Genomic DNA, 19448 nt, shown 5'->3' with positions numbered 1-19448 from the left:
TCATTCCTTCCAGGACTGGACGGTCCGGCGACCTTGCCGGATGCAGGCATCCGGTGAGCTGACGTTGGTGCGAGGTTCTGGCGAGCTGGAATCCCTGACCACGAGTTCCGTTGCGAGCCGGACCTCACGCATCGACTGCCCCGCGATGGCGTCGACGAGCATTTCCAGGGCGCGTTCCGCGGCTTCCTTCACCGGAAGCCGGATGGTGGTGAGCGGAGGATTGAGCAGTGTTGCGAACATCTGGTCGTCGATCCCGACCACGGCCAGATCACGGGGAACCGACAGCCCCCGGCGCTGGGACGTACGGATCACGACAGCCGCCACCGAGTCGTCGGAGGCGATGATGGCCGACGGCGCGGGCTCGAGATCGAGAAGCTCGCTGGTGGCCCGCTCCCAGGTCAGCGGATCGGCGGTGTAGTCCGCGAGGCGGACATAGTCCTCCTGGTACGGCAGGCCGACCTTCTTGAGCCCCCGGCGGTAGCCCGCGGCACGCTCGCGAGTGCTGTCACGGGACCTGGGACCACGCAGGAACGCGATCCGCCTGTGCCCCAGATCGTGGAGATGCTCGACGGCGCCGGCGACGCCGGCCCGATCGTTCCAGGTGACCCGGCCGAACTCCGGGCCGGGACGCCGTCGGTTGACGACGACGGCGAGGATCCCGGCGGCGGGCAGATCAGTCAGATGCGTGTTGTCCACGGCCTCGGAGTTGGCGATGAAGATGATCCCGTCCACGCCCTTCGTACGCAGCACCGTGACCACCTCGGCCTCGTCCCGGGAACCGCGGGCGTGACAGACGATCAGGTTGTAACCCGCGGCGCGGGCAGCCGTTTCGAGCGCACCGACAGCGCTGAAGAACAGCGCCGTCTCGATCTCGGCGACGACGAGCCCGATGGTCGCGGTGCGTCCGGTGACCAGCCCGCGGGCGATGCTGCTGGGGCGGTAGCGCAGCGTCGAGATGACGCCGCGGACCCGTTCGAGAGTTTCCGCCGACATCCGCAGAGTGCGACCGTTCAGGACGTTCGACACCGTACTCACGGAGACCTCGCTCATCTCGGCGATCTGCCGGATCGTCACTCGATCAGAGCTCATCGCCGACCTCCTGGTAGAACGTTTTAGTAAAACGCTCCATCAAGCCAACCGAACAAAGAATGGACAACACGAGGGAATGGCCGCGGAGATTTCGGCGGGTCCGTTGTCGCCGATTCTCTGCACGCGCACGACTGACACTCTCCCGCAGAGTCGTGAAGGATTTCCTCGCGCCGGCCGGGAGACGTCCGCCCTGAATAGATCGTTCGGTCATTAGAGCATGCAACCGCTTGCAGGTCAACGACTTCCCGACCGCTCAGGCGGCCGCACCGCCTGGCCGTTCGACACCGGCGCAGCTGCGGACGGGCTCGGAGCCGCGTCCACGCGGCTTGACCTGCAAGCGGTTGCAGCCCAAGCTATGCAGCATGACAACGCCAACGATCGAGCCTTGGGTGCGCATCTTCTCCGATCCCGTCGCGACGGGCCGAGCGGCCGCAGCCGATATCGCGGCCGAGCTGCGCCGGGTCATCTCCCGCAAGGGTGAAGCACGAGTGATCTTCGCCTCCGCACCGAGTCAGGCAGAGACCATCAATGCATTACTGGCCGAACCGGATATCAATTGGTCCGCCGTGACGGCATTCCATATGGACGAATACATAGGGCTCGACGCCGACGATCCGGCCGGATTCGGCAATTGGCTCAAGAAGGCGCTGTGGAATCGGGTGCCACTGGGCACCGCACATGTGCTCGACCCGACCGGCGGGGCGGCCGCCGAAGCCCGTCGCTACGCGGAGCTGCTCGCGGCGGCACCCATCGACATCGTCTGCCTGGGCATCGGCGTCAACGGCCATATCGCCTTCAACGATCCGCCCGTCGCGGACTTCGACGACCCGCAGCCTGTGAAGGTTGTCGAGCTCGACGAGATCTGCCGGCAACAGCAGGTCGACGACGAATGCTTCGACTCCTTCGACGACGTACCCACACGTGCATTGACGCTCAGCGTTCCCCGGCTGCTCGACGCGGCCCGACTGTTCTGTGTCGTGTCGAAGGAAAGCAAAGCCGAGGCCGTTCGGGCCACTCTGCTCGACCCACTGGGCGAGCACTGCCCGAGCACCATCCTCCGCACCCACCCGGGCTGCACCCTCTATCTCGACGCGGACGCCGCAAGCCGGCTGCGCGCGACTCTGGGCGCCTGACCGCACCTTCCCGAGCTGCGTGAGAGGTGCCGTGATGTCGATAGAGTGCACGCGGGGGCGAGTGCCGATCGCGCCGGTGCCGGAGAGCAGAAGGAAGCCGACCCATGACGAAGGTCACCATCTACTCGATCGCCGACGCCCTCGGGGTGTCGGGGTCCACGGTGTCCCGGGCCTTCACCCGTCCGGACCAGGTGCGAGACGACGTCCGAGCGCGCATCCTCGCGAAGGCCGATGAGCTGGGTTATCAGCCGAACAAGTCGGCACGCCGCCTGGCCACCGGCCGTACGGGCGCCATCGGGCTGTTCATCCCCGACATCACCAATCCTTTCTTCCCGCCGCTGGTCCGCGCGATCCAGCAGGCGGCGGCGGACAACGACGCCTCGGTGATCATGGTGGACGCGGGAGAGAGCACCTCCGCCGAGGCCGCGCTCATCCGGCGACTGGCAGGGCAGGTGGACGGCGTGATCGTGGCGTCGCCACGCGGCACCCCGGCCCGGCTGCGCGACGCGCTCGGCTCCACCCCGGCGATCGTGGTGAACCGGGAAATGATGCATTCGACCACGGTGATCTGTGACAACTCGGCGGCGCTCGCGCAGGCCGGCGACCACCTTCGCGACCTGAACCACGAGACGGTCGCCCTCCTGCACGGTCCATCGGCGTCCTGGGCGGCCCGGCAGCGTGCCTCTGCGATCAGGAAGTGGGCTGCCTCAGCCGATGTCGAGCTCATCGAGCTCGGGCCTTTCGAGGCCTCGTACGAAGGGGGCAGGGAGGGCGCGGCGGCCTTCGCCGACTCCCCCGCGACGGCGGCTTTCGCCTTCGACGACCTGACCGCCTGCGGCGTCGTCGCGGGACTTGCCGAACGGGGACTCTCCGTGCCGGGCGATCGGTCCATCGTCGGCTGCGACGACGTACTGCTGGCCAGGGTTCTCACGCCGAAGCTCAGCACCGTGAGCGCGCCGATCGGGAGGCTCGGCGCGGCCGCGGTGGATCTGCTGGGCGAGGTGATGGCGGGGAAGCAGCCGGACTCGCTCCGGATCCAAGGGGACTTCACCCCGCGCCAGTCGTCGGGACCGGCCCCGACGACCTGAGTCAGGCGACGTCGGCGGCGAGTTCGGCGAGCTCGTGGTCGAAGCGGGGTTGGGCCTCGGTGAAGGGCATGTGGCCTATGCCTTCGTACCGAGACGGTCTGGCGGGTTTGCAGACGTTGAGGACGTGTTCGCCCATTGAGGGGAGCACGATGCTGTCGGACATTCCGTGGGTGACCAGCACGGGCACGGAGAGCGCGGACAGTACGTCGTCGCTGTCGATCTCGCGCGAGATCAACGCCCCCCTCACCTCGGGAGGAACGACCATGTTCCAGGCCAGGGCCGCGCTCCAGTCGTCCGGCTCGAGCGGCTCGGCGGTGCAGACGCCGAGAAAGCGTCGTACGGCGGCGATGTTCGTGGCCAGGTCGGGCATGCTCGCGTCCGGAGCGTTCTCGAGGAAACCGGGACCGATGTGGTCGAAGGTGGGCGGCTTCAGCATGACGGCGGCCCCGACCAGGTTGATGGCACCGATCCGGTCCTCGCCGTACGCCCGGATGTAGTCGGAGACGATGAACCCGCCGTACGACCAGGCGACCAGCACCGGCCGGTCGAGGCCCAACTGATCGATGACCGCGGCGAGGTCGTCCGCCCACAACTGCGGGTCGCGATAGCTGTCCGCGCCCAACGGCTTCTCGGACATGCCGTGACCCCGGTTGTCGAACGCCACCAGACGAAAGTCGTCGGCGAGCCGGCCCTGCATCTGGTGCGCCCAGCACATATGACTGGCCGACCAGCCGTGAATGAAGACAACTGCACGCCCTTGGCGGTTTCCCCACTCCCGGGCGTGCAGCCTGACGCCTCCCCCGCCGCGGACGTCGTACGTCGCTGTCGGCTCGGCGAGAACCGCCGACGCCCGGTCAGAACTGACCATGTGCTCCATCGAATGCCTCCTTCGAAGTGCCCGGGACCCGGGCGCTTGCCCTGATACCTGTGAAGGTAGGCAGCCGTACGAGTCGCTCGCATCGGAGCCAGCACGCAATGCCGCGGCGGCGGGCTGGCGGCCAACACGCAGCAGCAGCCCCGATCAGCGACGCTGCGTCTCGGAGAACCTGGCCGCCGCGGCCGCGCGTCCCGCCTTGCCCGAGACATGCAGCTTGACGTACGTGTTGGTCAGATGACGCTCGACAGTCCGGACGCTGAGGCTCAGCCTGTCGGCAATCACGTCGTTCGTCAGTCCGGCCGCGACGAGCGCGAGCACGTCCAGCTCCCGCGGGCTGAGCTCATCGATTCCGGCTCCGGGCCGCGCGGTGGCCGGTTCCGTCCCGAGGAAGGCACGCAACTCCGCGACGAAGTTCGCCCACGCGGGCTCATCCGACAGCAGGATGTGGTTCGCCGACTCCAGGAGGACAAGCTGCGCTCCGGGGAGCAAGGTGGCGAGCAGCCGGCCTTCGTCCACCGGCACGACTCGGTCAGCTGCTGCGTGTACGACCAGCGTCCTCGTCCGCACCCGAGCTGCGAGCTCCACCACGTTGAGGCGGCCACGCGCGTCGTAGAGACGTACTGCGGTCGCGGCCGAGGTGGAGTGTCGCTGCAAGTCGTCGTACCACCCCATCTGCTCGGCCGTGCCGGCTGGCAGGAACAGCATGCTGAAGAGGTGCCGGAACGTCGGATCGGGATCGGTCCAGCCGGCGGAGATCGCGGCGACCAGCGCCTCCTGCAGCCGGCGCTCGCTCACACCCCGAAGTGTCCGGCCGCGCGCGTATCCCCCGTAGAGGACCAGATGCGTGAGCCGCTCGGGATGACGAGCCGCGTACGCGATCGCGACCGCCGCACCGGCCGAGACGCCGAGCAGCGCGAACCGGTCGAGGCCGGCCGCATCGACCACGGCTTCGAGGTCGGCCACCCAGGCATCGAACGAGATGTCGTCGACGTCGCGATCCGAGAGCCCGCAGCCGCGCTCGTCGTACCGGACCAGGGTGTGACCGTCCCCGAGAGCGTCCAGCCAATGGCGACATACCGGGCTCTCCCATTCGAACTCCAGATGGCTCATCCACGTCGCCACCCTGACGATCGGCGGGCCGTCACCATGGACGGCGTACGCCAGCTTCACCGCATCCGGCGCCGCACAGTAGCCGACCTTGTGTCGCATCTCCCGATCGTAGCGAGAGCAGCCCCGCATCATCAGCCGCAGACGAGGCGGGAGGTGGCGCGGCTGCCGAACAATGGGCACAGGCCGGTAGCACCATCGCTGGGAGGGCCACGTGACGACAGAGCCTCACGCGTCCGGAGTGGAGCACGAGCGGATGGCAGGTGACCGGAGCGATTGGTATCTGTGGGGTCCATACCTCAGCGAGCGTCAGTGGGGAACGGTGCGGGAGGACTACAGCGCCGACGGCGAGGCGTGGGGCTACCTCTCGCACGACCGCGCCCGATCCACGGCGTACCGGTGGGGCGAGGACGGGCTGGCCGGGTTCAGCGACATCGAGCAACGGCTGTGCATGGGGCTGGCGTTGTGGAACGGGAGCGACCCGATCCTCAAGGAACGGCCGTTCGGCCTGACCGGCGCGGAGGCGAACCACGGCGAGGACGTCAAGGACTACTGGTGGTACCTCGACGCCGTACCGAGCCATGCCTGGAACCGCTGGCGTTACCACTACCCGCAGCGCGCGTTCCCGTACGAAGACCTGCGCGCCGAGAACGGCAGGCGCGGCAAGCACGATCCGGAGTACGAGCTCCTCGACACCGGCGCGTTCGACGAGGATCGTTACTGGATCGTCGAGGTGCGGTACGCCAAGGCGAGCCCGACCGACCTGTTGATGTCGATCCAGGTCACGAACGCCGGACCGGACCCGGAGACACTCCACGTCCTGCCGACGGCCTGGTTCCGCAACACCTGGTCGTGGAGCCCGGATGCGCAACGACCCGAGCTCGCCGCGACCGGTGAATCGAGCGTTCGCGTCTCGCATGCATCCCTGGGCGAGCTGGAACTACTGGCCGCACCGGGGCCGGACGGGACCACGCCGACTCTGCTGTTCTGTGAGAACGAGACCAACATCCAGCGCCTGTACGGCGTTGCCGGGTCGACGCCGTACCCGAAGGACGGCATCAACGACCACGTCGTCACCGGTGCGCCCACCGTCGATCCCGCTCTGCGCGGCACCAAGTGCGCGGCCTGGTATCGCGTCGACCTCGCTCCGGGTTCGACCGCGGAGCTGCGGCTACGACTGCGTCCGGCAGGATCAGGGGCCGACTCCGCGACCGCGCTCGGATCGGAGTACGAGGAGGTCGTCAGGACCCGCCGGGCGGAGGCTGACGAGTTCTACGCCGATCTCACCCCGGCGGCCGCCTCGCCCGACGAGGCGATGGTGATGCGGCAGGCCTTCGCCGGGCTGCTGTGGAGCAAGCAGCTCTACTACTACGACGTTGCCCGCTGGCTGGACGGCGACCCGGGACAGCCGGTGCCGCCGGCTTCGCGGCACACCGCGCGCAACCACCGATGGCGCACCTTCAGCGCCTTCGACGTGATGTCGATGCCGGACAAGTGGGAGTACCCCTGGTTCGCCTCCTGGGACCTCGCGTTCCACTGCATCGCGCTGGCCCACGTCGATCCCGACTTCGCCAAGAATCAGCTGCTGCTGGTATGCCGCGAGTGGTTCCAGCATCCGAACGGCGCCCTCCCGGCGTACGAGTGGGACTTCAGCGACGTGAACCCGCCGGTCCAGGCGTTCGCGGCGCTCGAGGTGTTCGCCATCGACGGTGGGCGCGATCTGGACTTCCTCAGCCGCATCTTCGACAAGCTGCTGGTCAACTTCACCTGGTGGGTCAACCGGGAGGACGCCGACGGGTCGAACCTGTTCGAGGGCGGGTTCCTCGGGCTGGACAACATCGGCCCGCTCGACCGTTCGCATCTGCCGGTCGGCGGGGTGCTCGAACAGGCCGACGCCACCGGCTGGATGGCGGCCTACGCGCTGGCGATGACGACGATCGCGGCGATCCTGAACCGGACCGGGCACCGGCCCGCGCGCGACCTGGTCCACAAGTTCCTCGAACACTTCGCCGCGATTCGCACCGCGATGGCGCAGCAGGGAATGTGGGACGAGACCGACGGCCTGTTCTACGACCGGATTGCCACCCCGGGCGGCGTCGTACCGGTGAAGGTGCACTCGATGGTCGGCATCATCCCGATGCTGGCGGTGGCCGTGATCGACGACCAGCTGATCGAGCGAGCTGTTGCCCCGGGCAAGCAGTTCGCCGAGTTCCTCGATCGCCAGGGCCTGCGCGACCGCGAGAGTCTGGCGGACGCCGGCGTACTGCGGGGCGACGCCGGGCAGCAGCGGCTGCTGATGGGAGCCGTCGGCGTTGAGCAGGTACTGCGCCTGTTCGGCAAGCTGTTCGACCCCGACGAGTTCTTGTCGCCCCACGGACTGCGCTCGATCTCCGCCTACCACCGCGACCATCCGTACACCCTCGAGGTGGAGGGGATGCGCGCCACGGTGGACTACGAACCGGCCGAATCGACCACGGACATGTTCGGCGGCAACTCGAACTGGCGCGGGCCCGTGTGGTTCCCGCTGAACTTCCTCGCGACCACCGCCGTGCAGCGCTACCACCGCTTCTTCGGCGATGACCTGAAGGTCGAGTACCCCACCGGATCGGGCGAACTGCTCGCTCTCGACGCCATCGCCGACGACCTGTTCGCCCGGTTGGTGTCGATCTTCCTCGTCGGCCCGGACGGCCGGCGGCCATGCTTCGGCGGGGTCGACCGGCTGCAGAGCGACCCGAACTGGAAGGACAACCTGATGTTCCACGAGTACTTCCACGGCGACAACGCCGCCGGTCTGGGCGCCGCGCATCAGACCGGCTGGACCGGGATCGTGGCCGACCTGATCCGGCGCAGGCACGGGTCGGTGCAGTCCATCGGCGATGTCCTCCGCACGATGGGCAGCGACAGCTGAAGGGCGGGCCGTTTCGGCCCACCCTCAGGGCTGAGTTTCGTCGGTCAGTTGTGGTGGTGGTCCAGTTGGCTCCTGATCTCACCGCCCGTGAACAGGCTGCTGTGCACGTTGACGTACGTCGTGCCGTTCCGGATCGCCTTGACCAGGTCGTCGAACTGGCCGGCGATCAGGCTCTGGGCCGCCGGACCGATGACGTCGGCCGGCCTGATCGTGCCCGTGATGGTCGCCGGTGCCGCGGGGCACGCTTGGGTCCCCGCGGGGCCGTTGCCCAGGTTGGTGCACAGGAACACGCTGATCCCGCCGCTCTGCGCCTTACCGCCGAAGTGGATGTGCGCCTGCTGGACCGCGCCCTCCAACGTGGTGTAGCTGAGGCGATAGGTGATCGTTTTGGCCCGGTCGTTGATCTGGGCCTGGAACCGTCCGCTGCCGTTCGTCGAGATCGGCGCCGGGTCCTCCTCGTAGCCGGTCAGTTGCTCGCGGATCGTGTTCGGCGTGCTGCCCGCGTCTTCCCGTCCCGCCGTCGCCACACTGCCTGTCGCCGTGGCCGCCAGCCCGATCGCGAAGGCCGCAGCCACCCAACGTGCTCGTCTTGCCACCATGTGCTCCCTCCCTCACCGAGGTGTGATCGTGGTCACACTCCAATGAACGATGTCGGGACCTGGAGGGTTCAGTCACGTAGGCGGCCGGTGCCTGGCGGCATCAGCGTCGATATCATCGCCGGCGGTGTCAGCATGGAGGGATGGACACGGTTCGCGAGCTGCTGGAGGCCGAACAGCGACAAGCGCTCCGGCGCCTCGCTGGCCTGACCGGCGACTTCGACGACGTGGTGGCGGCCTCCCGTGACGCCAACGCCGACGACGAGCACGATCCTGAAGGTGCGACGATCGCGTTCGAGAGGTCGCAGGTCTCAGCGCTCGTACTGCAGGTCCAGGGTCACCTGGCAGAGGTCGAGGCGGCGAGCGATCGGCTGGCGGCCGGCACCTACGGGATCTGTGAACGGTGCGGACAGCCGATCGCGAAAGCCAGGCTCGAGGCGAGACCGACGGCACGCACCTGCATCGGATGCGCCTCTTCAAGCTGATCCGGCTGAGACGCAGGGCTCTAGGAGTCGAGCCGCTTCCACTGTCCCTCGGAGATGACCTCGACGGTGCCGTCGGTGACCTTGATGGCCGTCTGGTCGTCGATCGCGTACGCCGGACCCGCGATGTCGGCGGCCCACCTCTCCGCCTCGGCCATGGTGTTGTCCGGCATGGACTCGTGACCCAGGTGCGGGAAGATCGAGAAGTCGACGATCCCCAGCGTGCGGTCGTCTGGCGCGGACTGCCACTCGACGAAGTCATCACCGATCCGTGGTGTCATCACCATGCTGCCGGCACTCACCCCCACCCAGACCATCTCGGGCAGCGACGGCAGCAGGTCCACCAGCCCGGACTGCCGCATCCAGTGGCACAGGTACGTCGCGTCGCCTCCGTCGACCAGTAGTACGTCGGCCTCCCGCACCCAAGGGACCCAGCGCTGCTCACCGATACTGGGCAGCGCGGTGAGTTCCAGCACGCCCACTGACTTCCATCCCAGGCTGCCCATGTCCCATGGAGGTACGCCGGCAACGAAGCCACGCACCGACGCCGGCCCGCACGCCGGGTGGCCCCACTGCGCGGTCGGGACGCAGAGGGCGTTGCAGTCGGCGATCGGTTTGCCCAGCAGGTCGACGAGCGCGTCGTGAATGCTCGGGTTCGTGACACCGCCGGAAGTGAGAAGAAGCCTCACGCTTGCCTCCTGGACGTAGAGGTCATGACACTTTCCTCGAGGGACGGGAGATCGGTGATGACAAGACAGACTGGACCATAGCGCAGCCGGTGCGTCGAACCCGTCGTTGGAGAGCGTCGACATGAGCGAGGCAAGGGAACACGAGGCAGGGCGGCGTACAGGTCGGGCGTGGTCCTCGGCCGGCGCGATCTATGGCACCATCGCGTCGATGGCCGTGGTTGCCGGCGGGGCGAAGCAGACCGCCATCAGCCGGCTGCTGGTGGTGACCGTCATGACCTTGGTCATCTTCTGGCTGGCACATGTCTACGCCAACGCGCTCGCTCACCATCTCAATGCAGCGGACGGCCTCGACTGGCGTGCGGTGCGCAGTGCGATGGCCGAAGAGTGGCCCCTGGTGACCGGACCGCTGCCGGCCCTGGCAATCCTGGCGCTCGGGGCCCTCGACGTACTGCCGGACCGTTCGGCGGTCCTGCTGATGCTGTGGTGCGGTGTCGCGCAGCTCCTCGGCTGGGGAATCATGTTCGCCCGCCGCCAGCGCTGGGGCTGGCCGATGGCGCTGACCACCGGCGCCGTGAACGCGACGTTCGGCATCCTCATCGTCATTCTCGAGGTGCTCATCCACTGACTTGACCTATCCCGGTCAGAGATCGTGCGAGATGGTTCAGGGATGAGTGGCGCGAAGAAGCGGTTGCCGAAGAAGGTGTACCAGCGGGAGTTGCTGCGACTGCAGGCCGAGTTGGTGAAGCTGCAGGAATGGGTCCGGGTCGAGAAGACCCGCGTGGTGGTGGTCTTCGAGGGCAGGGACGCGGCCGGGAAGGGCAGCACGATCAAGCGGGTGACGCAGTTCCTCAACCCACGGGTGGCGCGGATCGTGGCGCTGCCGGCTCCGACCGAACGGGAGCGGTCCGAGTGGTACTTCCAGCGGTACATCGAGCATCTCCCGGCCGGCGGCGAGATCGCGCTGTTCGACCGCTCCTGGTACAACCGGGCCGGCGTCGAGCGCGTGATGGACTTCTGTACCAACCAGGAGTACGCCCGGTTCCTGCACCAGTCCCCCATCTTCGAGCGGCTCCTGGTCGAGGACGGCGTACTGCTGCGCAAGTACTGGTTCTCGGTCAGTGACAGCGAGCAGGAGAACCGGTTCCGCCGCAGGCTCGAGGATCCGATGCGGCAGTGGAAGCTGTCACCGATGGACCTGGAGTCGATCAGCCGCTGGGAGGACTACTCCCGCGCCAAGGACGAGATGTTCGTGCACACCGACATCCCGGAGGCGCCGTGGTACGTCGTCGAGAGCGAGGACAAGCGCTCAGCCCGGATCAACATGATCGCGCACCTGCTGTCGACCATCCCGTACTACGAAGTCCAGCGGCCACCGCTGGGCCTGCCGCCACGCCCACCGTCGAAGGGCTACGAGCGAACCCCGCGAGAGATGCAGACCCAGGTCCCCGACCACGCGGCCGGGCTCTAGGTCATCGGGCCGCGCCGCGGATCGTTGCTTGTTGCTGGGCCTTCAGGGCCAGGCGCATGGTTTCGAAGGTGTGGGCCTGTGGGGCGGCTGTGGTGGTTCGTTCGCGGACGTCGCGGACCAGGTCGGGATAGTACGTCGTCTCGACGTCCGAGCAGTCGATGTACTGCGTGCCTTCCTGGTTGACCAGGAACAGGTGGTCGCCGCCGTCGCGGCCCGCGATGTCGACGTACTTGCGCAGCTCGATGTAGCCGTCGGTGCCGAGGATCATCAGGCGGCCGTCGCCCCAGGTCGGCAGGCCGGCCGGCGTGTACCAGTCGACCCGGATGTACCCCTGGGCGTTGTCGCTGCGCAGCAGGATCTCACCGAAGTCCTGCAGGCCCGGCTCGTCCGGGTTGCCGAAGTTCCCGACCGTACTCGCCACGATCTCGGCGGTCCGTGCACCGGTGAACCAGAGGAACTGGTCGATCTGGTGGGAGGCGATGTCGGTGAGGATGCCGCCGTACCGGCTGTTGTCGTAGAACCAGTCCGGACGGCCGGCTCCACCACCGAGGTGACCGCGGTCCCCGACGCGGTGCGGCCCGAGCCCGATGGTCTGCACCACGGTCCCGATCCGGCCCTCGCGGACCAGCTCACCGGCCTTGACCACACTGGCAACCTCGAACCGCTCGGAGAACGTCACCGACCAGAACCGCCCGCTCTGACCGACCGCCTTCTCGATCTCCTCCAGCTGCTCGAGACTGACACAGCCGGGCTTGTCGGTCACGACGTCCTTGCCGGCCAGCAACGCCGCGACGGCGATCGGTCCCCGTCGATCCGGTACGGCGGCGGTCACGATCAGGTCGATCCCGTCCTGGCCGATCAGGTCGTCCGGACTCTCGACCACCGCAACGTCGGGATACCGCTCGCGGACCCGGGTCGCGATCGCGGCCGCGGGATCGTCGGTCGCCATCGCGACGAACTCCGCACCGGCCCCGACCAGACCCGCGATCTGCCCGAAGATGTGCGCGTGATCCAGCCCGACCGCGGCGAACCTGACTGCGTGCGTGGAAGTCACCCGGATTCCTCCCGATTCGGCAACGTTTCAACGCTCACCCTATGCCAGATCGGCAAACGCTTGCCAGCCCCGGCGAGTCGGGCCGGCCCGGGCTCTTGCACAGGCGGGGACCGGGACGGAAAATCGCCGGTACGGTCGCCCTCCGGGACCGCGTGACACCGCCCTGCACCGGTAAGGAGTGACGTGAGATTCTCGTTCTTTGCGCCGAAACCCGAGGGGAGACCCGATGCAGGCCATCGGTCTCGGCCTCGCGCTGTCCCCGCTCTGACCATCGGTGCGCTGGTGGCCGCAACCCTGGTCCCACTCACCGTGGGACAGGCTTCCGCCGGCACACCCACGACGTACGCCGAGACACCCGACAGCGTCAACCTCGCCCTGCTGCCGGGCGCGGTCGCCTCTGCCAAGTCCCAACGCATGACCGCACCGGCGGCGACGTACGCACCCGCCAACGCGATCGACGTGTTCGTGCACAACGGATGGACCTCGAACTACGCATCGATCGGCAGCGGCTACGACCCGACCCAGGACTGGTTCCAGGTCAAGCTGGCCTCGCCTGCCCCGGTCTACGAGGTGTTCAGCCGCTGGACGTCCCCGGCCAAGCCGACCGAGTACGACCTGCAGGTCTCCACGGACGCCGACTGCCAGACCTGGTCGACGGTCACCCATGTGGTGAATCCGAGCGACAAGGATTCCCAGGTGATCGACCGCAAGGACCCGATCTCGTGCGTCCGCATGCAAGCCACGGCCACGACTTCGACCACCGGGTACACCCTCAACGAGTTCGAGATCTGGTCCGGCCCCAAGCCGCCGCCGACCGTGGGACAGATCATCCCCGTTCCGGTCAAGCAGACGGCCGGCACCGGTCAGCCGTTCGAGCTCACGGCCACGTCGCGGATCGTCGTCTCCAGCAGTGCGCTCGCCGCGACGGCTGAGGTGCTCGCCGGCTACCTGCGGCCGGCCACCGGGTTCGTGCTTCCCGTGGTGACCGGTTACGCCACGGCCTCTGACGTCGCCCTGAGCACGGGACCGGTGTCCGGTGTCCCAGCGGACAAGGCGGACGAGGGCTATTCCCTCACTGTGTCGAGTGCGGGAGCGAAGATCGTCGCCCCGCAAGCACACGGTCTGTTCAACGGTTTCGTGAGCCTTCGGCAACTGTTGCCAGCAGCAATCAACTCCTCCACCGCCGGCGCAGGGCCCTGGACCGCACAGCCCATCACGGTCCTGGACTACCCGCGCTACGCGCATCGAGGTCTTCAACTCGATCCTGCGCGCAACTTCATGACCGTGGCCGAGATCCGGTCCATGATCGACCAACTGGCCGCGTTGAAGGGCGACCGGCTGCACCTGCACCTGAGTGACTCCCAGTCCTGGCGGCTGGAGATCAAGGGCTACCCGGCTCTCGACGGCACCGGGTGCAACGGATCGGGCTGTATCGCGGGCTTCTACACGCAAGAAGACTTCAAGGGCCTGGTCAAGTACGCCGCCGACCGGTTCATCGAGATCGTCCCAGAACTGGAGGGCCCGGCCCACGCCACGGCGGCGGTCAGGTCCCTGGGCGGCGTCGCGGTCATGGGTTGCCTGGGCCAGACCCAGACCGACCGGTTCTGCACCAACCCGAACGACCCGGCGAGCGAGCGGGCGCTCGCGTTCTGGCGAGACGCCATCGCACAGCTTGCCGCGATCTCGCCCGCACCGATCGTCCACATCGGCGGCGACGAGGCCATCGGGATGCCCCACGAGGACTACAAGTGGTGGATCGGGCAGATGGAGTCGATCGTCAACGACAACGGCAAGCGGATGATGGGCTGGAACCCCGCACTGGAGGGCTACGCACCGGGCTCGACCTCGATCAACCACTACTGGTCCGACTACACCGGCGGTGGTCCCCCGCTGATCAAGCCCGAGTGGTTCAACCAGGGCCGCAGCGTCATCACGACCCCGGAGTGGAACGCCTACCTCGACTTCGGGTACGACGGGTCGCCCGGCCGGACGCCGCGGACCGAACTCGACAAGGCCTACACGTGGGACCCGGAATGGGTGTGGGAGAAGTACCGGTCCGTCTGGGCGCAACCGGCGTACGGCGGGCCGAAAGCCCAGGACATCATCGGTATCGAGGCGCCGATCTGGGGCGAGCAGATGCGTGGGCTGGCCACGAACGAGTTCATGGTCTTCCCACGGCTGGCCGGAATCCTGGAGAAGGCCTGGTCGCCCAAGGTGCTCACCCAGGACTACGACGCGTATGTGCAACGGCTCAGCGTCGCCGGACCACGGTGGGCGTTCGCGAATGTGAACTACGGCTCCATCGCCCAGGTCAACTGGACTCCGGAATCGATGGGCACGGTCAGCCGCTTCGGCACCGACAGGACAGTCAGCAACGCACCTCTGGGGCGCCTGGCTGCCGGATCGATTCCGCCTGGTGAGTTCACCGCCATGGTCGACTGGGGCGACGGATCCCCTGCCGAGGCCGGCACAATCGCGGCGCGCGACTACGTGGCGAGCCAACGTCAAGGCAGAAGCCTCATGACCGTGAGCGGTAGCCACACCTACCCGGCCGACGGTGTCTATCACGGGACAGTCACCTACAGCCGTCAGGGCCAGACCTGGCTCGTGCCGTTCGTCGCCACCGGCGTGCCGTCCTGTACGACGATGGTCACCGGGACACACGAGGGCCCGTTGACCGTGTCCTCGGGCGTCGCGTGCCTCGATGGCGCGACGGTCTCGGGCTCCGTAACCGTGGCAGCGGGTGCCGGGCTCTACGCATCCGGGTCCGTGTTCGGCGGCCCGGTGACGGCGTCCGGTGCAGGCAACGTTCTGCTCTGCGGTACGACGGTGGCCGGGCCGGTCAGCGTGACCGGTCGAACCCGGGTCTGGCTCGGCAACCAGAACGGCGAGTGCGCGCCGACGACGGTCCAGGGTCCGGTGACGGTTCGCGATTCGGTGGGTCAGGTGACGGTCGACGGCGCCACCGTGGCAGGCCCACTCGTCGTACAGAACAACACCGGCTCGACGATTGTCTCCGGCAACCACATCGGCGGACCACTGTCCTGCACGGGCAACTCTCCCGCCCCGACCAACGCAGGCCGACCCAACTCCGCCTCCGGCCCGAAGACAGGCCAATGCGCCACCCTCTGACAGCCGGCAACTGAACACAGCGGCCCTGCGCACCCACAAGTGCGCAGGGCCGTTGCCGGCACAGCGCGCTCATCTCACTGGCCTGCGTGTGCCGCCGACGGACAATTGCCAAACGCATGAATCAGCGGATCCGCGGATCGCAATTGTTCGTTGTCCACTACTTTGTCGACGAGATGAGGTCCATCATCGTCTTATAGCGCCCAGGCCCGGTCATGACGCATTTCATGACTTGACGACCAGCGCTGGGGGACGAATCAGGGGGGATGCTATGGCCGCGCCGAAAATCAGGTCACTCGATCCACGGCTTTCGCCGAAGCTCGACGTCTTCTTGGGCGGTACCGACGAGGTCAACCAAGCGCGGGCGGAGCAATGCCCGTCCGTAGCCTTGGCCGAGCCCGCGGTCGATGGCACAGGAACCGCGCCCGCCACCAGAGCGGCGCTCGCGCCTGGTGAATTCCGCGAGTCGATCGAAGTCGAGGGCGATGGTCCGGTCGACGCCGCGAGTCCGCGAGCCCCGACCGTCCTGTCGCCGGCGGAGGTGATCGCCCTTGCGACGCAGACCCCGCAGAAGGCGCCGCCGGAGAACGTCGCCTTCAGCCTCTTCGTCAAGCTCGATCGGGATCTGACGCCGAGCGTCCGTCAGGATGCCATCAATGCGGTCAACCGTTATGCCAAGAGGTCGCGCTGGAAGCTCGACACAGGCGTGGTGGAGGTCGCCGCGAGGGACGTGCGAGACCTACTGGTCAATGCGGCCGTCGCCTACGTCGAACCAGGCCAGGCGTTGCGGGGTCCGGAGCCGCTGGTCGGCCACAACATCACGAACGGCCCGGGCGATGCGCGACGGGTGAAGGCGGAGAGCGCTCGCCACCACGACGGTCAGAATGTCCTGGTCGGGATCATCGACGTCGGCGGATTCGACTTCGCGCACACGGACTTCCTGGACAAAGGCGTGACTCGCTGGGTTTCCATCTGGGATCAGGCGGGCTCCTCTCGCCCCTCTCCGGCCGGCCGCATTCCCGGGCGTTATGACGGCTTGGACTACGGATCAGAGATTCGCCGTGAGGCCATGAACGCGGCGATCGAGGGGGCGCGCAGCCGGAACATGGCCGCCAGCAGCCTCGAGCCCCAGTCGCAAATGGTCATCGGATCACATGGCACTCATGTGGCATCGATCGCCGCCGGCAACGACGGAGTTGCTCGCAAGGCGTTCATCGCGGGCGTTCTTCTCGCGCTGCGCCCGGAGGACACTGTCGCGGCGTCGAGCTTCTACGACTCCACGCGCATCGCCGACGCGGTCGAGTACCTGATCGAACTGGCAGCGGAACTCGGCCAGGACAACACCCCTCTCCCGCTGTCGATCAATATCAGCCTGGGGACCAACGGGCATGCCCACGACACCTCGAGCGCCATGGCCCGGTGGATCGACAACGCGCTGGCGACGCGCGGCAGATGCGTGTCCGTCGCGGCCGGCAACGCGGGCCAGGTCGAGCCCGGCTCGCCCACCGACCGTGGATACGTCAAGGGACGGATCCACGCCAGCGGAAGGATTCCCGCGACCAACCTGCGGCGCGAACTCGGCTGGATCGTGGGCGGAGACGGCGTACAGGACATCTCCGAGAACGAGCTGGAAATCTGGTACGGCCCCCAGGACCGCTTCGACGTCGAGGTCAAGCCGCCCGGTCAGCCCTGGCTGGAGCCGATCAAGCTCGGCCAGATGATGCGGAACGCGCTCCTGGGCAACGGCACGGTCCTGAGTGTCTACAACGAGGCCTATCACCCCGCCAACGGGCTGAACCGGATTTCGGTGCTGCTCTCACCGTTCTTCGGGCCGCAGCAGCCGGGCGGTAGCCCCCAACTGGGTCCGATCGCCTCCGGGGAGTGGCGTGTCCGCCTCACCGGAGCGGTCGTGCGCGACGGCAGCTTCGACGCCTGGATCGAGCGGGACGACCCACGGCGTGTGCCCGGATCCGCACAGCAATGGCGCTATCCGTCGTACTTCGCATCGGGCTCGTACACCGACGACCGCATGATCGGCTCGCTTGCCTGCGCTGAGCGCCTCCTGTCCGTCGCGAACGCCGACATCGATCGCAACGCCGCGCATGTCACATCCAGCCGCGGTCCGACGCGGGACGGCCGGCCCAAGCCCGATATCGCGGCGAACGGCACCGGTGTGGTTGCCGCCAAGGGCTTCGACAGCGAAGTCCAGTGGATCGAGATGACCGGCACCAGCATGGCCAGCCCTCATGTCTGCGGCGTCGCCGCACTGATGCTGGGGATCAAGCCCGATCTGACCTCCGCGCAGATCCAGGGAATCCTGCGTTCGACATCGTCACCGCTTCCCGGCCAGACCTTCGGCTGGCGCAACGACACCGGCTTCGGCCTGATCGACGCCGCCGCCTGTGTGCGGGCAACCGCGAAGTTCACCGACATGGTGGTCAAGTCGACGGCCGCAACCGAGAGTGTGAGCGCGCAATGAAGCTCGATGTGTTCTTCGCCAAGGACGGGGACTGTCTGCTGCTCACGTCGGCGGACGGGCACCACATCTTGGTGGACGGCGGGCGAACGGCCAGTTTCGAGTCACAGACGCGCCCGGTACTGCAGGATCTCGCCGACAACGGCGCGCCGCTCGACCTTGTCGTCGTCAGCCACATCGACGCCGACCACATCTCGGGAATCATCTCGCTGCTGCAGGACCTCGCGGCCTGGGAGGTGCACGACTTCCAGGTGAAGGAAGGACACAACCCGGCCTTCCCGCAACCCAAGCGGCCCCGTCCACCAGAGATCCACGGACTCTGGCACAACTCGTGGCGAGCGCAGTTCGGCGACCTGGCCGGACCGATCAGTGCTATCGCCATGCAGATCTCCGAGGCCGTCGAACTCGCCCCTCGCAGCGACGCCGCGAGTACCGGCCCGGCACGGATCGCGCTCACGTCCATCGTCGACCTCACCGAGAGCATCACCGACGGCATCGAACTCATGAGCCTCGTCGACGACCAGACGCCAGTCCCCCGCAACAAAGGCTTCAAGAACAAACTCGTGCGGCTACGCGAGCCCATCCAGCGCCGGCACTTCGGGAGCGTCACGCTCACCGTTCTGGGGCCGACCGAAGAGCACCTCGACAGACTGCGGAAGGACTGGCGCGAGTGGCTCGAGGATCTGCTCGGCTCGGGACGGCAGGCGGGGCCGCGCGGCGACGGGCAAGGATCGGCTGACGGACCCGGGCTCGGCCTCGATGACTTCCTGCTCGCCGGCCCGCCCACCTCGAGGGGAGAGGCTGAGGCTCTGATCAGCTCGATCGGCACCGCGGCGGAGATCATCGCGCAGTCGAACTCGGCGCGAGTGACGCCGCCCAACCGGGCCTCGATCACGCTGCTCGCCGAGGAAGACGGCAAGACCTGCCTGCTCACCGGGGATGCTGCCGAAGACGAGCTCCTCGAGGGCCTGACGGCCGCTGGGCGCCTGGTGGCCGACGGGCCTTTCCGCTGTGACATCGTCAAGGTCCAGCATCACGGCTCGGAGAACAACCTGAGCACGAAGTTCGCTGACCGCGTGCTCGCCGACCACTACGTGTTCTGCGGCGACGGTGCCCACGGCAACCCCAATCCGCGGGTCATCGCAACCATCGTCGAATCTCGGCTCAAGGCCCCCGGCCCGTTCACGCTGTGGTTCAACTGCTCCCAGGACCGCACCATCGCCAGCCGCCGGGAAGCCCTCGGAGCGGCCATCAAAGAAGCCCAGGATGCGCAGTCGCAGCACCCGGACCGAATCGACGTGAAAGTCCTCGACGACCTGCAACCCTCTTTCGCCATTGAGCTGTAGCGTCAC

At 67.5% G+C, this 19448-nt stretch carries 15 protein-coding genes; 9 read left to right on the top strand and 6 right to left on the bottom strand.

The genetic code is table 11. The features are described from left to right. Window positions 1-1089 (bottom strand): LacI family DNA-binding transcriptional regulator, encoded by a 1089-nt coding sequence (locus tag ACIBG5_RS23520; protein WP_396393610.1) that lies wholly within the window; start codon window positions 1087-1089, stop codon window positions 1-3. Window positions 1090-1451: 362 nt separating this feature from the next. Here ACIBG5_RS23520 and ACIBG5_RS23515 point away from each other — a divergent pair, with 362 nt between their 5' ends. Then, window positions 1452-2222, top strand: a complete 771-nt coding sequence (locus ACIBG5_RS23515; protein ID WP_396393609.1) for a 6-phosphogluconolactonase — start codon at window positions 1452-1454, stop codon at window positions 2220-2222. A 104-nt stretch (window positions 2223-2326) separates the two neighbouring features. After that, window positions 2327-3310, top strand: coding sequence for a LacI family DNA-binding transcriptional regulator (locus ACIBG5_RS23510; RefSeq protein WP_396393608.1), 984 nt, complete (start codon window positions 2327-2329; stop codon window positions 3308-3310). A gap of 1 nt (window position 3311) precedes the next feature. On the opposite strand, the gene ACIBG5_RS23505 is transcribed toward ACIBG5_RS23510, so the two are convergent. Together ACIBG5_RS23505 and ACIBG5_RS23500 are read right to left on the bottom strand one after the other, a co-directional pair. After that, window positions 3312-4187: an alpha/beta fold hydrolase gene (locus ACIBG5_RS23505; RefSeq protein ID WP_396393607.1), complete on the bottom strand. Its 876-nt coding sequence runs from the start codon at window positions 4185-4187 to the stop codon at window positions 3312-3314. A gap of 144 nt (window positions 4188-4331) precedes the next feature. Further along, entirely contained in the window at window positions 4332-5396 is a 1065-nt protein-coding gene (locus ACIBG5_RS23500; RefSeq protein ID WP_396393606.1) for an alpha/beta fold hydrolase, read from the bottom strand. A gap of 112 nt (window positions 5397-5508) precedes the next feature. Between ACIBG5_RS23500 and ACIBG5_RS23495 the strand changes: the two genes are divergently transcribed. Then, entirely contained in the window at window positions 5509-8202 is a 2694-nt protein-coding gene (locus tag ACIBG5_RS23495; protein ID WP_396393605.1) for an MGH1-like glycoside hydrolase domain-containing protein, read from the top strand. A 44-nt stretch (window positions 8203-8246) separates the two neighbouring features. On the opposite strand, the gene ACIBG5_RS23490 is transcribed toward ACIBG5_RS23495, so the two are convergent. Beyond that, entirely contained in the window at window positions 8247-8801 is a 555-nt protein-coding gene (locus ACIBG5_RS23490; RefSeq protein ID WP_396393604.1) for a CHRD domain-containing protein, read from the bottom strand. A gap of 140 nt (window positions 8802-8941) precedes the next feature. Here ACIBG5_RS23490 and ACIBG5_RS23485 point away from each other — a divergent pair, with 140 nt between their 5' ends. Next, window positions 8942-9283 carry a TraR/DksA family transcriptional regulator gene (locus ACIBG5_RS23485; protein ID WP_396393603.1) on the top strand — a complete coding sequence of 114 codons (342 nt, stop codon included), beginning with the start codon at window positions 8942-8944 and terminating at the stop codon, window positions 9281-9283. 20 nt (window positions 9284-9303) lie between these two features. Here the strand turns inward: ACIBG5_RS23485 and ACIBG5_RS23480 are convergent, their stop codons facing one another. Next, window positions 9304-9969: a Type 1 glutamine amidotransferase-like domain-containing protein gene (locus tag ACIBG5_RS23480; RefSeq protein ID WP_396393602.1), complete on the bottom strand. Its 666-nt coding sequence runs from the start codon at window positions 9967-9969 to the stop codon at window positions 9304-9306. A 121-nt stretch (window positions 9970-10090) separates the two neighbouring features. Between ACIBG5_RS23480 and ACIBG5_RS23475 the strand changes: the two genes are divergently transcribed. Both ACIBG5_RS23475 and ppk2 read left to right on the top strand, forming a co-directional pair. Further along, window positions 10091-10594, top strand: a complete 504-nt coding sequence (locus ACIBG5_RS23475; RefSeq protein ID WP_396393601.1) for a hypothetical protein — start codon at window positions 10091-10093, stop codon at window positions 10592-10594. 42 nt (window positions 10595-10636) lie between these two features. Continuing rightward, on the top strand, window positions 10637-11437 hold the full coding sequence (ppk2, locus tag ACIBG5_RS23470; protein ID WP_396393600.1) for a polyphosphate kinase 2: 801 nt from the start codon (window positions 10637-10639) through the stop codon (window positions 11435-11437). A gap of 1 nt (window position 11438) precedes the next feature. Here ppk2 and ACIBG5_RS23465 read toward each other — a convergent pair whose 3' ends face one another. Then, window positions 11439-12491: a Gfo/Idh/MocA family protein gene (locus ACIBG5_RS23465; protein ID WP_396393599.1), complete on the bottom strand. Its 1053-nt coding sequence runs from the start codon at window positions 12489-12491 to the stop codon at window positions 11439-11441. Window positions 12492-12773: 282 nt separating this feature from the next. Here ACIBG5_RS23465 and ACIBG5_RS23460 point away from each other — a divergent pair, with 282 nt between their 5' ends. The 3 genes from ACIBG5_RS23460 (at window position 12774) to ACIBG5_RS23450 (ending at window position 19442) form a co-directional block, all read left to right on the top strand. Continuing rightward, complete coding sequence (locus tag ACIBG5_RS23460) at window positions 12774-15623, top strand: beta-N-acetylhexosaminidase (protein ID WP_396393598.1); 2850 nt, start codon at window positions 12774-12776, stop codon at window positions 15621-15623. 229 nt (window positions 15624-15852) lie between these two features. Then, window positions 15853-18099, top strand: a complete 2247-nt coding sequence (locus ACIBG5_RS23455) for a S8 family serine peptidase (protein WP_396393597.1) — start codon at window positions 15853-15855, stop codon at window positions 18097-18099. After that, window positions 18096-19442, top strand: coding sequence for an MBL fold metallo-hydrolase (locus ACIBG5_RS23450; protein WP_396393596.1), 1347 nt, complete (start codon window positions 18096-18098; stop codon window positions 19440-19442). The genes ACIBG5_RS23455 and ACIBG5_RS23450 overlap by 4 nt, the downstream gene beginning before the upstream one ends. Window positions 19443-19448: the final 6 nt, after the last annotated feature.

It is taken from the genome of Kribbella sp. NPDC050241 (assembly GCF_044459685.1).
GTDB lineage: Bacteria > Actinomycetota > Actinomycetes > Propionibacteriales > Kribbellaceae > Kribbella.
Note: the sequence above shows the minus strand (reverse complement) of the source record. Positions and strands in the feature narration are given on the sequence as shown.